Source organism: Thiorhodovibrio litoralis, from assembly GCF_033954455.1.
In the GTDB taxonomy this organism is placed as follows: domain Bacteria; phylum Pseudomonadota; class Gammaproteobacteria; order Chromatiales; family Chromatiaceae; genus Thiorhodovibrio; species Thiorhodovibrio litoralis.
In genome coordinates this window covers 3,775,500-3,788,571 of sequence record NZ_CP121473.1, presented here as the reverse complement: position 1 = coordinate 3,788,571, position 13,072 = coordinate 3,775,500, and the positions used below count along the sequence as shown (strand labels likewise).

At 59.2% G+C, this 13,072-nt stretch carries 11 protein-coding genes, 1 tRNA gene and 2 pseudogenes; 4 read left to right on the top strand and 10 right to left on the bottom strand.

Features of this window, described 5'->3' with window-relative positions:
- Positions 1 to 130: 130 nt before the first annotated feature.
- The 3 genes and pseudogenes from Thiosp_RS17145 to Thiosp_RS17135 all read right to left on the bottom strand — a co-directional run.
- Complete coding sequence (locus tag Thiosp_RS17145; RefSeq protein ID WP_323696572.1) at positions 131 to 577, bottom strand: OST-HTH/LOTUS domain-containing protein; 447 nt, start codon at positions 575 to 577, stop codon at positions 131 to 133.
- Complete coding sequence (locus Thiosp_RS17140) at positions 567 to 1,757, bottom strand: ISAs1 family transposase (protein WP_323696571.1); 1,191 nt, start codon at positions 1,755 to 1,757, stop codon at positions 567 to 569. The genes Thiosp_RS17145 and Thiosp_RS17140 overlap by 11 nt, the downstream gene beginning before the upstream one ends.
- Positions 1,758 to 1,860: 103 nt before the next feature.
- Positions 1,861 to 2,223, bottom strand: a pseudogene (locus tag Thiosp_RS17135) (NYN domain-containing protein); the annotation flags it as partial.
- A 727-nt stretch (positions 2,224 to 2,950) separates the two neighbouring features.
- On the opposite strand from Thiosp_RS17135, the pseudogene Thiosp_RS17130 reads away from it, so the two are divergent.
- Positions 2,951 to 4,087, top strand: a pseudogene (locus tag Thiosp_RS17130) (IS630 family transposase).
- Between the two features lie 135 nt (positions 4,088 to 4,222).
- On the opposite strand, the gene Thiosp_RS17125 reads toward Thiosp_RS17130, so the two are convergent.
- The 6 genes from Thiosp_RS17125 to Thiosp_RS17100 all read right to left on the bottom strand — a co-directional run bounded on the left by Thiosp_RS17125 (position 4,223) and on the right by Thiosp_RS17100 (position 9,082).
- The gene (locus Thiosp_RS17125) at positions 4,223 to 4,546 is read right to left on the bottom strand and encodes a hypothetical protein (protein ID WP_323696570.1); all 324 of its coding nucleotides are present in this window, start codon (positions 4,544 to 4,546) and stop codon (positions 4,223 to 4,225) included.
- Between the two features lie 511 nt (positions 4,547 to 5,057).
- Positions 5,058 to 5,867, bottom strand: a complete 810-nt coding sequence (locus tag Thiosp_RS17120) for a DNA-primase RepB domain-containing protein (RefSeq protein ID WP_323696455.1) — start codon at positions 5,865 to 5,867, stop codon at positions 5,058 to 5,060.
- Positions 5,867 to 6,718 (bottom strand): ExeA family protein, encoded by an 852-nt coding sequence (locus Thiosp_RS17115; protein WP_323696456.1) that lies wholly within the window; start codon positions 6,716 to 6,718, stop codon positions 5,867 to 5,869. Before Thiosp_RS17115 ends, Thiosp_RS17120 begins: the two co-directional genes overlap by 1 nt.
- Positions 6,715 to 8,172: a DDE-type integrase/transposase/recombinase gene (locus tag Thiosp_RS17110; protein ID WP_323696457.1), complete on the bottom strand. Its 1,458-nt coding sequence runs from the start codon at positions 8,170 to 8,172 to the stop codon at positions 6,715 to 6,717. Before Thiosp_RS17110 ends, Thiosp_RS17115 begins: the two co-directional genes overlap by 4 nt.
- A gap of 93 nt (positions 8,173 to 8,265) precedes the next feature.
- Entirely contained in the window at positions 8,266 to 8,835 is a 570-nt protein-coding gene (locus Thiosp_RS17105; protein WP_323696484.1) for a hypothetical protein, read from the bottom strand.
- 103 nt (positions 8,836 to 8,938) lie between these two features.
- Positions 8,939 to 9,082 carry a hypothetical protein gene (locus tag Thiosp_RS17100; RefSeq protein WP_323696568.1) on the bottom strand — a complete coding sequence of 48 codons (144 nt, stop codon included), beginning with the start codon at positions 9,080 to 9,082 and terminating at the stop codon, positions 8,939 to 8,941.
- A gap of 611 nt (positions 9,083 to 9,693) precedes the next feature.
- Between Thiosp_RS17100 and Thiosp_RS24785 the strand changes: the two genes are divergently transcribed.
- Positions 9,694 to 9,978, top strand: a complete 285-nt coding sequence (locus Thiosp_RS24785) for a DUF4224 domain-containing protein (RefSeq protein WP_407702732.1) — start codon at positions 9,694 to 9,696, stop codon at positions 9,976 to 9,978.
- 255 nt (positions 9,979 to 10,233) lie between these two features.
- Here Thiosp_RS24785 and Thiosp_RS17095 read toward each other — a convergent pair.
- Positions 10,234 to 10,324, bottom strand: a tRNA-Ser gene (locus tag Thiosp_RS17095).
- Positions 10,325 to 10,581: 257 nt separating this feature from the next.
- Between Thiosp_RS17095 and Thiosp_RS17090 the strand changes: the two genes are divergently transcribed.
- Together Thiosp_RS17090 and Thiosp_RS17085 are read left to right on the top strand one after the other, a co-directional pair.
- On the top strand, positions 10,582 to 11,499 hold the full coding sequence (locus tag Thiosp_RS17090) for a Druantia anti-phage system protein DruA (RefSeq protein WP_323696567.1): 918 nt from the start codon (positions 10,582 to 10,584) through the stop codon (positions 11,497 to 11,499).
- 73 nt (positions 11,500 to 11,572) lie between these two features.
- Positions 11,573 to 13,039 carry a transposase family protein gene (locus tag Thiosp_RS17085; RefSeq protein WP_323696566.1) on the top strand — a complete coding sequence of 489 codons (1,467 nt, stop codon included), beginning with the start codon at positions 11,573 to 11,575 and terminating at the stop codon, positions 13,037 to 13,039.
- The last annotated feature ends 33 nt before the right edge of the window (positions 13,040 to 13,072 follow it).

The window sequence follows — 13,072 nt, the reverse complement described above, 5'->3', positions numbered from 1 at the left end:
ATCTCTCCGCTTTCAGTCGGGAAGATGCTCTGTATCGATCTACAACTTAATTGACCGCGTTTGACCGGGGACGCGATTGATGAAACCCCCTCTCTTCAAGTGGCGCGTCCGCTGAATTTGCCGTTAGAAATCATTTTGCACGAAGATACAGAACTTTTTGTTTTGATCCTTGGGCCTGTCGTTCTTCGGTTACAAAGATGTCTGTCTTGGCTTTAACAAGCTCGGAGAGCTTCTTATAACCGTAAAGCCTGGAGTCAAAATCGGGTTGCAACTTAGTGAGGTAGCTACCGAAAGTCCCTAAATGTGCCCATCCGGCGTCGTCACTGGATTGTTCAAGTGCGGCGAGTACGAATTTCTTAGGGAATTTGTTTTTTGTTTCTTCAACTTGCAAAGTGGGTTGGGGTGAAGTCGACTGTCGATCATTTTCTGCTGTCTTCGCCAACACGGCAGGTTCGATTGCGGCGCTTGGAAGAAGAACTTCAGTAAACACAAATTTATGGCAGGCGTTGCGAAACGCATCCGGTGTTTTCTTTTCGCCGAAGCCAAGTACAGTCAGGGCAATCGCATCAAGGTCCACTAATATTCGAGTCGCCTGACATCGTCTTCCGCCGTGGCGGATCGGGCGGCTCAAAAAGCAGTTTTCCCAGGTATTTCTCATTCCACCCAGCCGTCAATCGCTTGTTGTGAATCCCCAGTTTATGCGTGGAGTCCTTTTTCAGCCGAGTCAGGGCAAGATGTCTCAAGACCGCGAAGTTCTCCCGTGCAACCGGCTCGCGCAGGCGCGACTCATCTTCACGAAAGCCGATGTCCAGACACCAGTGAACCGCATTTTCGATCCCCCAATGGCCGCGCGCGGCTGTGGCAAAGGTGTCGGCGTTGATGCCACAGCTCCCGATGTAGTAGCGTGTCTCTTGCGTGATCTTGCCGTTGCAGGTGCGCTCACTCTGCACCATGCCGATCATGTTCATCCCCTTCCAGCCTTCGCTGTGTGGCACCGCGCTGAGGTCTTCAAGCGTGCGGTAGCGACGGGTTTCGACGCGGCCATGTCCGCTGTCGCGCGTTTCAACGCCCTCAGAGACCAGTCCGGCATAGCCGCGCGCATCGGCTTCAATGAACGCTTCATTGACCTCTTCGACCAGGTGACCTTGGTTGCCTTTGAGGGCCAGCAAGTAGTCGCCGCCTTGGTCGATAATTTGCGCGGCAATGGCTTTCTGGCAGCCCATGGCATCGATCGTGACGATGCATCCGCGCAGGCAGAGCAGTTCCAGCAACTTCGGAATCGCGGTGATCTCGTTGGACTTCGCTTCGGTGGCAACCTGTCCCAGCACCATCCGGTTCGCCGTGGCCCATGCGCTGACCATATGCAATGCCCCCAGTCCGCGTGCCCGATCAAAGGAGTGACGCAGGGTCTTGCCATCAATGGCCACCACCTCCGCCGGGATCAGTTCGCGAATCGATTCGGCCCACGAGCGGAAGCAGGCTTGAAAGGCCGCCGGCTCGATCAGCGAAAACACCCGCCCGAAGGTATCGTGGGACGGAATCCCATTGGGCAAGTCCAGAAACTGCCGCAGCCACGCCTCCTTGCTGCGCCCAAACTGTGCGATCGCCGCGAAGCCCTCGGCCCCGCCAAGAATAGCGGCGATGGCGATCACGATCATCTCCAGAAGAATGTGCCGCCGCTGCGTGGGGTTGCGCGGATCGACAAGTGGGGCAAAGTGCCGCGTGAGTGCGTGATCAAGGGCAGTAGCAGATGGCATGGCAGGTCTCCGAGTCAGGCAAGTATTTTCAGCTGATTATCTTGGAAACCTCTACCTGTGTCTAAAAGTATATTATTAAGCGTTGATGCGATAGCCCTGCAAGTACAGTGAGTCCCTCTTCTCGTATGCGCATCGCAAGACCAGTGAAATCACTGTCGCTTGTAATCAGGCAAAACCCATCGAACTTTCGTGTATAGAGCAAGTCCATTGCATCGATGATAAGTGTGCTGTCGGTTGCATTTTTGCCAGTCGTATATGCAAATTGCTGAACTGGTTTGATGGCATATTGTTGAAGCACCTTCTTCCAAGAGGAGCTTGTAGGCGAAGTGAAGTCACCGTATATGCGTTTTACGGTTGCTTCTCCAAACCGTGCAATCTCGGCAAGCAGTCCATCAATTACGGCTGCTTGTGCATTGTCGGCATCAATGAGAACAGCTAGGCGAATAGTTGGCTCTTCCGCTGCAATTTTGGCAACTAATCGTGGGGATACCAAAGTGACTCCTGTTTTTTTCGCAGCCACGAGCCACAATTGAGCCTCGAAGCCAAGGTTGGTGACGTTGGTGTCGGTTTTCTTCTTGGCGGCTCTGGCCATTGGGCTCCGCTACAGGCATCGTCGATTGAGCAGCAAAGACAACAAGTCTCCCCCAGTCGGCGGGTACAGCGAGCAGCTTGCAAGCAGGAGATACCGATTCTAAGTCAAATCCCGCACACCGGAAACCCATTTTAGGACACATCAAATCAGGGGAGGGGGGATGGACGTCTGGCTACATTGCGAATATTGGCTGCCAGGCTTTCCCGATATTTTTAGGGGGTCTCCCTACAAATGCCCCTCATAAACCCAGATTAGCTGTCGTTTCGTGAACGATAACCCTAGCTCTCGAAGGGGTTCTGAGTGTTCGCTGAATACGGATTTTCTTTGGCGCGCGACGAGTCGGATGGGAGAAGAAATTTGTGGTTCGAAGTCGAAGTCGAAGCCATTCGACACGTCGCTCGCACCAAGTTCGCGAGTCGCGCAGATGCCTATATCGCCTCGCGCGACGACTGGCCCAAAGGTGTTGCCGGTCGCTCCCGGAACGTCGTCTGTGATTTCTTGGCTTGGGAAGAGTCGCAGAACTAGTACCTTATTTCGGCTTATGTTGCGAAAACAAGCCGCTAGTGGTATCTCTTAGAGCATTGCAGAAGGAGATACCGCTATGGCAAAGAAATATGTAGTCCGTCTCAGCGATGAAGAGCGTGGTTTGTTGGAAGACCTGGTGAGCAAAGGGCAAGCGGCGGCGCAGAAGATCAAACATGCGAATGTATTGCTCAAGGTCGATGCCGAAGGTGCGAATTGGAGCGATGCACAAGCCGCTGAGGCGTTCGGTTGCGCGCCGCGCACTGTCTTCAGCATTCGCGAGCGGTTCGTCGAACAAGGATTTGAAGCGGCGCTTTCACGCAAGCAACGTGAGCGCCCGAGCTGCGAGCCCCTGCTCGATGGGGAAAAGCAGGCGCGGTTGGTGCAAATTGCCTGTAGCGAGCCGCCTCCCGGATACGCGCGCTGGACGTTGAATTTACTCGCGGGGAAGTTGGTGGAACTGGATGTCGTTGAGAGCATCTCGGCACCCACGGTGATGCGCGCACTAAAAAAAACGCACTCCAACCGCATCGGCGCAAGTGCTGGGTGATTCCCCCCCGGGGAAGACGCCGCCTTTGTGGCGCAAATGGAAGATGTCCTGGAGGTCTACCGCCGCCCCTACGACCCCAAGAAGCCAGTTGTCTGCATTGATGAACAACCGACCCAGTTGATTGCCGAGACACGCCAGCCCCTGCCGATGCAACCGGGCCAACCCGAACGCTACGATTATGAATATGAGCGCGCCGGTACGGCGGTGAACTTCATGATCACAGAACCCTTGGGGCAATGGCGCAAAGTCAGTGTGCGCGAAACCAAAACCGCGATCGATTTAGCCCAAGAAATCAAGACATTGCTGGACGTGGACTATCCCGACGCCGAGAAAGTCGTTATCGTCTGGGACAACCTCAATACGCATACGCCCGCCTCTCTGTACAAAGCCTTCCCACCTGAGGAAGCGCGGCGGTTGATCGAGCGCTTGGAAATCCACTACACACCAAAGCACGGCAGCTGGTTGGACATTGCCGAAATCGAACTCAGTGTCATGACCAAGCAGTGCCTAGACCGCCGCATCGGCGATATCGAAACGCTTCGCCGCGAAACCGCCGCCTGGGCAGAACAACGCAACGAGGCCCAAATCGGCGTCGACTGGCAATTCACCAACGACAAAGCGCGTGTGAAGTTGAAGCACTTATATCCGCAAGTTAAGCTGAAATGAGGTACTAGGGGTAGGGGATGATGATGCCCAGCACAACAGAGACGTTCGCAACGGCCGTTGGTAGGGGGCTACGAGTACCCGGCTGGGTTGTAGGCATCCCAAAACTGCGGGAGGATTAAGCAACCATTGATAGCCTCAGTGCAGTGCATTGAGCGCTGCCCGTAGCGTGCATTTGAACAAGTCGGCCCAAGTGAGCCAGCCCATCCGGTTTGCGACTAACGCGACAGGTGGATGGTTGATCCCTTCAAGTACCTCTTCGAGAGGACGCATGCTATTGTTGCGGCCCTGCTTGTAGTATTTGAACAGCCACGCACTGCGCCACTTATCTTTGTAGCCTCCAGCGGTTGCCGTGACGGCCTCGGCCTTTTCTCGTCTCTCAAACATCATGTCGAGAGGCGCGATGTCCAGAAAAACAAAATAGAACTCCCGTTTGCTGCCGCCGGCTAAATCCAGGCCCACGCGCAATTTTCTGGCAATCTGGTCGTGCGGTTTTTTTCGGAGGCGACGCTGCGCTGACCGATGAATAGAGTTTCGCTTCAAAGAAAAGCAGAATACCGGGTGCCTCAAGGCTGGCATCTACCTCGGTAGACTCGTTAGTCGAAGGACCTGTGTATGACTTACCGACGCAAACTTGGATCTGGTTGCCGCCGAGGTTGCGTTCCCTGAAGCACAAGGGACTATTCCCCTCGAAGGAATCCTGCAAGATTTCGTCCAGAGCAGATGCCTTGTCGAGGTTGTCGAGATGCCCCAGCACATCAAAGCAAGACCATGTAAGCGCGTCCTCACTGTTCGAGCTAACAGCATTCCTCAGCTTGTGCTGAGCGTAATCACGATAATTGCGGGACCCATTTCCAAGCCATTTGAAGGACATGGAATGCGTGTGGGATCACGGGGGCCGTTACTGGCCGACAGCGGGAAGCCGGAATCGTGAACCACGCTTCCCCCCTGAGGGGGGAGAGACGCAGCGGGTTCAGTTGCCTCTAGCGCTCTGGCGAATGGCGCGAGCGAGGGTGTAGCGGGCATAGCGCTCGGCATCGGCTCCGCGACGCGGGGACGCGCGCTCGAGCAAGCGCTGGTAGACCGTGGTCGGTGCAAGGCCCGCCTCAAGAGCGCCGCAGACCCAGCCCCATTCGCGGGCGGATTCGGACGGATCCCCGGTGGATAAGCGCGCCCGTGGAGCGCAGTTGACGACTGGCGGCGGAGCCGGAGCCATCGTTGGCAAGGCCGGAGTTGGATCCCAGACGCGCTCCTGCGGGCTTGGTCGCCGAAGGACATTGACCCACTCCCCGCCACGCTTGGCATTCTTCATCCCGGCGAGCCGACCGAGGTGCTCACCGGAGACCGAGCCCGGATCGGCGCCAACGCGCGGGATCAGCCAACGCTGCACATCACAGCGCTGCGCCTCATCGAGCGCGCGGGTCAGCCGTAGCCACAGGTGGCAGCCCCCGAGCGTCGAAGTCTGCACCACCAGGGCCGCATAGTGCCGAGCGATGCGCTGCGCCATCGGCCGTGCGACATCATCGAGAAACACCATTGGCCAGGGATAGCCGCGGGCTGGACGGATATAAATATCGGCCTGTTGGACATTGCGCGCTCTGGCCAGCCCCAACGGAAGCTGATCCAAAGAGCGATCATGGAACCACAGCATCGTCGCCTTGGCGGTGCGCACCGCCAAATCGGCACGCACGATGCCAGCGTCGTGCCATGCCTCAAGCATCACGGCGGTGTGTCTTGCCGCTGTCATGGCCTGGTGCGGGCGCTCAGCGCTCAAGCGGCTCATCAGGCGCCCGCCCTGGCACTCGGGCGTTGGCGGGCGTTGCCCGCCGCTGAACCAAACACCTCAAGGTAGAGTTGTTCATCGAGCTGCGCGCGTTCGAGCCGAGCAGCCTGCGCCAGCAATTCTGCCGCCATGGTCGTGAGCACGCGATAATTGCCCAACGCATGCTCAGCGAGCGTCTTCATCAGCCCTGCGCTCATCAGACTCGCATTGCCGGCACTGTGTTGTAAATGCTCCAGGCAGGCGACCAGCGCCTCGCGACTGGCATACTCCATACTCAGGCGCGTACGGATACGACTGCCCAGCGGCAGCAACTCCTCACGGCGCAGCTTGGTCGCCAGGCGGCCATCGCCGGCCAGGATCACGCTCAACAACGTGCGCGAATCGAACTGCATGGAGGTCAGCAGACGCAGCTCATTGAGCACCGTCGGATGCATCTCCTGCGCCTCGTCGATGAGCAACACCGGGCGCAACAGCGTCGTCTCCAGATGCGCCAGCCAGCGCTCGCGCAGGATCTTGAAGCCACCCCAGCGGTTATGGGGCTTGAGGTCAACGGCGAACAGATCGCCCATCTCGCGGTAGAAGTCCGCCACCTTCGAGCTGGGATGCGTGAGCGCCCCAACGCTGATATCGGGCAGCTGGCGCAGACGCTCATCGAGCAGGCGCAGTACCGCACTCTTGCCGGTACCCGGATCACCTTGAATGAGCGCAAAACCGCCTTCGCGGATCAGGCTCTGCTCGATGCGCCAGCAAAACTGCTCCACCGGCGCGCTGCGATGCAGTGCCGCCGTCGGCAGCTCCGGGGAGAACGGATTGAACTTCAGTCCATAGAGGGCCAGCAGGGTCTTGTTCATCGACTGGATTCCAGGTCATCGTGTTTTGGCAGATAGGCCGGCGGCAGACCGGTGGCGGCATACTCGGCGAGCAAGTCGCGCAGCAACGGTGGCAGCGTCGTGGCGCGTTGTGATGGCGGTGGCGGTGCGCCGGCGGGCTCAAGGCGCCGACGCTGCCCGGAGGCATTGGCGGCTTTATCGAGGGGATAGAGGCGGCAGAGGATGGCGCCCGAGTGGGGATCAACCACGTCCACAGCACTCAGATCCCAGCGGGCATAAGCGATATGCAGTTGCTCAAGGTGACGCAAGCGCGCCGGCACCTCGAAGCGCTTGCCCGCCAGGCTGAGCGTCCCATCGCTGCGGCGCTGACGGCGTTGGACGCGACAACGAAAAGCGGCGCGGACCTGCTCGCTGTCCGGACAGGGGCGCCCCACGTTGGGCGCATCGAGAAGACGCGCAAGCGGCGTGGCGGCGGTCTCACTGTGGACCTTGCGGTGGTACTCCTGCTCCACCCACGCCTGAGTGAGGGTGTTGAGCCGCTGCAGGCTCAGCTCCTCCAGCCCCTTAAGCATCGCCATCAGGCGGCCTTCCAGCGTGGCCCAGAAGCGCTCCTGCTTGGCGTTCTGATACGGGCTGTACGGCAGGGTCGGCTCGTGGAGGATGCCCAGCGCATGCAATCCGGCGGTGAATTCCTCGGCCTGCATTGCCGCGCCGTTATCGCTCATCAGGGCGCGCGGCAGCCCGCGCTTGTGCAACGCCTGTCCCAGACCATGCACCAAGGTCTCGGTGGTCTCATCGAGGTACCACTGCAGATGGCAGATCAGGCGCGAGTGATCGTCGATGACCGCCAGCAGCAGGGGCTTGACCCAGACGCCACCCCGGGTGAGGACGTTGCGCGAGCCATGATGAAAGTCCAGATGCCACAAGGCATGGACATACTGGGCTTCATAGCTGCGCACCTCGCAGGCCTCCAGGCGCCGCGCGGCCTGCTCGGCCCCGGGTGTCTTGCGCGCCGGGACACGCCGGCGGTGCAGGCCCGCGCGCTTCATGAAGCGGCGCACGGTGGCATAGGAGGGCAGCGGCCCCAGGGTTTCATCGCCCGCGCACAAGGCGGCGAGGTTGTCGTAATGCAGCTGCACCGTCCAACCGGGGTAGTCGCGGTATTGCGCCTGTACGGCCTCCATCAGGCGCGGGCTCAGCGCGCGCTGCTCCCCGGCATCGCTGCGCCGGCGCGGGCGCAGTGCGGTCACCGGGTCTTGGGCATCGCGTGCGAGGTAATACCAGCGCTCCAAGGTCCCAAAGCTAAAACTGACCGCCCGCCCAGTCACCGGATGACGCCATGACTTGGCCGCTAGCGCCTTCAGCCGCGCGCCCAGCGCGTTCGCCGGCGCAGGATCAGCCAATAAAGGACCAATAATGGCAAAGCGCAACCGCGCCCAACCATCGGGATCACCGAGGCCGTTGTCATCGGACATTCGTCTTCACCTCCCAGTTGTTTCACACATCACCGGGAGTCTAGAAGGCGCCGCCCAGCGGCGCGATGAGGTCTTCTGCGGGTTGGCGTTGCCCTACAGCGAGCCTGTCGCTGTCGTGCTCGGGGCGATCAATATCAGCAGTTGCACGACGCGCTCGGACAACGCTTTTGCGCTCAATTTTTCCAGCAGGGATCCTGGCAGGTGCTCGGTGGCGATCGGCGGCATCAACAGACCAGCCAAGGATCGAAAGCAGCGGGTTTGCACAAACTGCTCACGCCACCAGTGCTGCCACCGCCGCAGGGTTTGGACGGTGACACCGAGCGTCTTGATCAAGCGCTGGCGACGCGATGCGCTCAGCCCGCAATGCAGGGCGGAAATCAGCACGACGATGACCCCGAGATAGACCTTGCGGCCCAGAAACCGAACGGAAGGCGGGGTGCTGCGCCGCCGGCACCCGTCCGCGGCACAGCAGAAACTCAGACGGCTCTGGTAGCTCTCATCCAAGACGCCACGCACAACACCTCGGGGCTTACGCGGATAACGGGCGCTGTGCAACGCACCACCGCAGTCACAGCCGCCCGCGCGGACTTCCTCGGCAATCGACTCGTCGATCCGGGTGAGCAGGTGGTAAAAGTTCGTGTCGGCAAGAAAGGCGTGACACACTGGGACTGTCTCCTGGTTTTTGGCGAAATTCGGAGACAGCCCTCTCGGGCAACTTGCGTCAAGTTGTTTGAGGGGGTTTTTTGTTTTCCCTCACTGAATTTGCTCAGAATCGCGGCCGATTCCCGCAAATAGTCTGCTCAGGCTCATTGTGCTGCATCCCCTTGTAATCTTGCTGCAGAAACGACGCCAATGCATGCTCGCGTCCGGGCAGGATCACATGATTGCGTTGGTAGTTTTCGTAAATCATCGAGCACCCCTCCTGACCACATAATAGTCGGCAATACCATGCTTAGTCGACTATCGTCTGCGATCTGAATCTGCTCAGCATCTGCGGAAGGCGCTTTCCCGCCGTTCGAGAGGGATTGATGGAGGGTAGAGTCAGCTGGTCCGCGCTGCGCACCGATGCGCGAATCGAGCGCTTGGATGCCAGCCAAAGCATGCTGATGCCGGCAACATGGATTACACCTTAGATGTCCCGTCCCGTGTGATTATTTGCCAAAGAGGAGCCATCCTTTGTTCCTCGCTCGAGAAGTCCTCGAAGCACTTACGGCCGAGCTCAAGGCGGATTACCAGAAGGCTGAGCAACCCCAATTTCGACCAGCAACCAGCGACGACCACCGGGTGCAAATTAGCTGCGTCGCTGTTGATCGCAACCAGGCCAAGATCGCCATCGACTGCCGCGCGACTGGACATATACCGGGGAGAGCTGCGTGGTGAGTTCATCGCCGCCAGCGATACATCATTTGACGCCGAGTCCGCTCAGCCAGCTGACAATCTAGGTGCTGAGCCTAGACCACAAAGTTCGATTGGCCGGCAGATCATCATCAAGCCCTGCCCGCGTCGTCTGAGGAAGCAGCCATGATCGATGAACCCTTCTTCCCGAGTGACGAGGACATTGCCGACCTCACAGGCTACGTTCGCACCGACAAGCAATGCGAACATCTGAGGCAACTGGGTATTCCGTTCTTCCCAGACCGGAAGGGCCGGCCACGCGTGGCCCGAGAAATGCCTTCCGCATGGTCGCTGTCCCCCAGAGATTCCGCATCATCGAAGGCGATGTCGAGTACCGCGTGCCTTATCCCTTGCCGCCAAGACCAAAGAGCACCAAGGACAAGGAGCCATAGGAAACAGAATCAGATGTGACCATTCGCGGGAAAACAAGATATAGCCGGCAACTTGCGAGGTGCGGTTTTTCAAGTGATGCTTGGCGCGTTCAAGGGGAACAAAAAAGCCCCGGCGAGGATTCTCGCAGGGGCTGGAAGTCAATCTAACCAATAAAGCTTCAGTGTCCGCTATGGGGTGCTTCACTGTCGCCGTCAAAAATGTAGCTAAGAGTGTAGCTTAACTCTTGATTTTCAAAAATTAGCCGTTTAAAAACAGTTACTTGAAATCTATAAATGGCGGAGAGAGAGGGATTCGAACCCTCGATGGGCTGTTAACCCATACACACTTTCCAGGCGTGCTCCTTAAGCCACTCGGACACCTCTCCGGGGGTTGTTTGGGCTGGGTCTGGCGGGGAGCGCTGCGGCTCTTGACCAAGCTCAGAGCCCGCTAGCATACGGGATGCGGGCCGATCTCGCAATCGGGTGATCTGCTTTTCAGCCCTGACGCATAACCACTCGCCCCCACAGGTGGCAAGGCCTGAGGGGCGGGCGGAAAAAATGTTTTCGCAAAAGCGGCTAGACAAAGCCCGCGCGTGATGCCAGAATCGATCCTGAGTCACTCCCGCGAAGAGATTGTCAGCGCATGCACGATGAAGCTCGAACAACTTGGCGGCAAGGAGGTCGGGACATCACGCCCGAGGATCTGGCCTACATTCGCACCTTCGCCGAACGTTTCCCCGGATTATCGCGCACGGAGCTCACTGCCACCCTGTGCGAACACCTCGATTGGCTCACGCCCGCGGGCCGGCCAAAGTTTCAGACCTGCTCCAAGCTGCTCGCGCGTCTGGAAGCGGCCGGGCAGTTGCGCCGCCCGGCTCTGGATGAACGCTTCAGTCATCCCGGCCCGCACGCGCGGGCCGCACCGGTCGCTCGCGCTCCCCGGCAGCGCCGATCCGTGGTGAGTTCCCTGTCGGCGCTTGCACCGGTGCACCTGCGCCTGGTCAGTGACCGAGCCGATGAGCACCGCTTCAATGACGCCCTCGCGCAGTGTCATCCTCTGGGCTATAAAAAACCCTTCGGCTATTGGGCACGCTACTTGATCGAATCCAGCGAGCATTGGCTGGGCTGCGTGCTTCTGAGCGGTGCCGCCAAAGCCCTGAGGGCGCGCGACCAGTGGATTGGCTGGAACGAACGCCAGCGCCTGGCGAATCTGCCCTGGGTGGTCAACAACAGCCGTTTTCTCATTTTCCCAGGCGTTGAGGTGCCCCATCTTGCCAGTCATGTGCTTGGGCAACTGGCTCGGCAGATCGGTGAGGACTGGCACGCCTGTTGGGGCTACCGCCCGCTGCTGCTGGAGACCTTCGTCGACCCCGAGCGATTTCGCGGCAGCTGTTACCGCGCCGCCGGCTGGACGCTGCTGGGACGCACCAGCGGCAGAGGCCTGGTGCGGCCGGGGAAAACCTACCACACCCGCCCCAAGCTGATGTTTGCCAAGCCCTTGCAGGCGGAGTTTCGAACCCTGTTGTGCTCCCATCAACTGCGAGGTCAAAGCGCGCCATGAGCAAACCCAGCCGGCGTCCGGGACGCGAGGAAATCAAAGCGCACGCGAGAAAAAAAAAGACCAACACAAGCGCTTGCGCCAACAGCAGCGTGAAGCGGGACTGAGTCCGCCGCCGAGCGCTACCCCGTCCAATCGCACCTGCCCTTTCCGCGACAACACCGAGGAACGCGCGGCGCGCACCGAGGCGGTGACGACACTGATCTTGATCATGCGCCAGATGCTGCCGATCCTGCTCAAACGCTTCGGCAAGATCCCCGATCCACGTCACCCCAAGAAGGTCAAACACAAACTCACCGTCCTGATGCTCTATGGGATCCTGGTGTTTGTGTTTCAGTATGGCTCACGACGCGCGAGCAATGGGGAGCTTACCCGGCCGATGTTCGAGGCCAACCTGCGGTTGCTCTTCCCGCAACTCGACGCCCTTCCTCACGCCGATACGCTGTTTCGCCTGCTCGCGCGCATCGATGTCAACGCCATCGCCCACGCGCATCTTGAGCTCATCCAGCGCCTGATCCGCAACAAGACCTTCTCGCGCTACCTGATCAATAATTGTTACCCCATCGGGATCGATGGCTCGCAGAAACTCGCTTTTCCCACGCTGTGGGATGAGCATTTATCCCAACGCCGTGTCGGTCCCAAGGTGGACCCCGACAGCGACGAGGAGCAGGACTATCAGTACTACGTCTATGTGCTGGAGGCGAGCCTGTGCTTCCGTAACGGGATGGTGATTCCGTTGATGAGCGAGTTCCTTGAGTTTGCCCCAGAGCAGGGCGAGCAGCGCAAGCAGGACTGCGAGACCAAGGCCTTTCACCGTCTGGCCGAGCGCATCAAAAACGCCTTTCCCCGTCTGCCGGTGATGCTGCTGCTCGATGGGCTCTATGCCAACGGCCCGATCATGGAACGCTGTCGTTCCTACCACTGGGATTTTATGATCGTGCTTAAGGATGGCTCGCTGCCAACTGTCTGGGAAGAGTATCGCAGCTTGGCCCACGAGCACCCGGAGCATCGCTGCGAACAGACATGGGGCGAGCGCCAGCAGCAATTTCAGTGGGTCAACGCGATTCGCTACGAGTATGGACCCAATGGCAAGAAGTTCCTTGAGGTCCATGTGGTGAGTTGCCACGAACACTGGCAGGTGGTGGACCCCAAGACTGCGGAGATCATCACCAAGCACGCCTGCCATGTCTGGCTCTCCTCGCGCCCCCTCAGCCGGCTCAATGTGCATACCCGCTGCAACCTCGGGGCGCGCTACCGCTGGGGCATCGAAGGGGCGTTTTTGGTCGAAAAGCACCAGGGCTACGGCTACGAACATGCCTTCGCCAAGCAGTGGAACGCGATGAAGGGCTATCATTTGCTGATGCGTCTGGCGCATCTGATCAACACCCTGGCACGCTTCTCCAAGGCGCTCGCGGCGCTATTCGTGGAGCTTGGGGTGCAGGCCACCATCGGCTTCATCCGCAATACCCTCACCGGCCCTTGGCTCGATCCCCAAGAGGTGGAGCAGCGCCTGCAACGACCGTTTCGATTACGCTTGCTCTGAGCTCAATATCGCCAGGAGTCTACCGCTTGCTCA

Bases quoted from the DNA above. Each gene is read 5' to 3' on its own strand.
- Thiosp_RS17140 (WP_323696571.1), bottom strand. From the start codon at position 1,757: ATGCCATCTGCTACTGCCCTTGATCACGCACTCACGCGGCACTTTGCC.
- Thiosp_RS17120 (WP_323696455.1), bottom strand. From the start codon at position 5,867: ATGAGCCGCTTGAGCGCTGAGCGCCCGCACCAGGCCATGACAGCGGCA.
- Thiosp_RS17115 (WP_323696456.1), bottom strand. From the start codon at position 6,718: ATGAACAAGACCCTGCTGGCCCTCTATGGACTGAAGTTCAATCCGTTC.
- Thiosp_RS17110 (WP_323696457.1), bottom strand. From the start codon at position 8,172: ATGTCCGATGACAACGGCCTCGGTGATCCCGATGGTTGGGCGCGGTTG.
- Thiosp_RS17100 (WP_323696568.1), bottom strand. From the start codon at position 9,082: ATGATTTACGAAAACTACCAACGCAATCATGTGATCCTGCCCGGACGC.
- Thiosp_RS24785 (WP_407702732.1), top strand. From the start codon at position 9,694: ATGATCGATGAACCCTTCTTCCCGAGTGACGAGGACATTGCCGACCTC.
- Thiosp_RS17090 (WP_323696567.1), top strand. From the start codon at position 10,582: ATGCACGATGAAGCTCGAACAACTTGGCGGCAAGGAGGTCGGGACATC.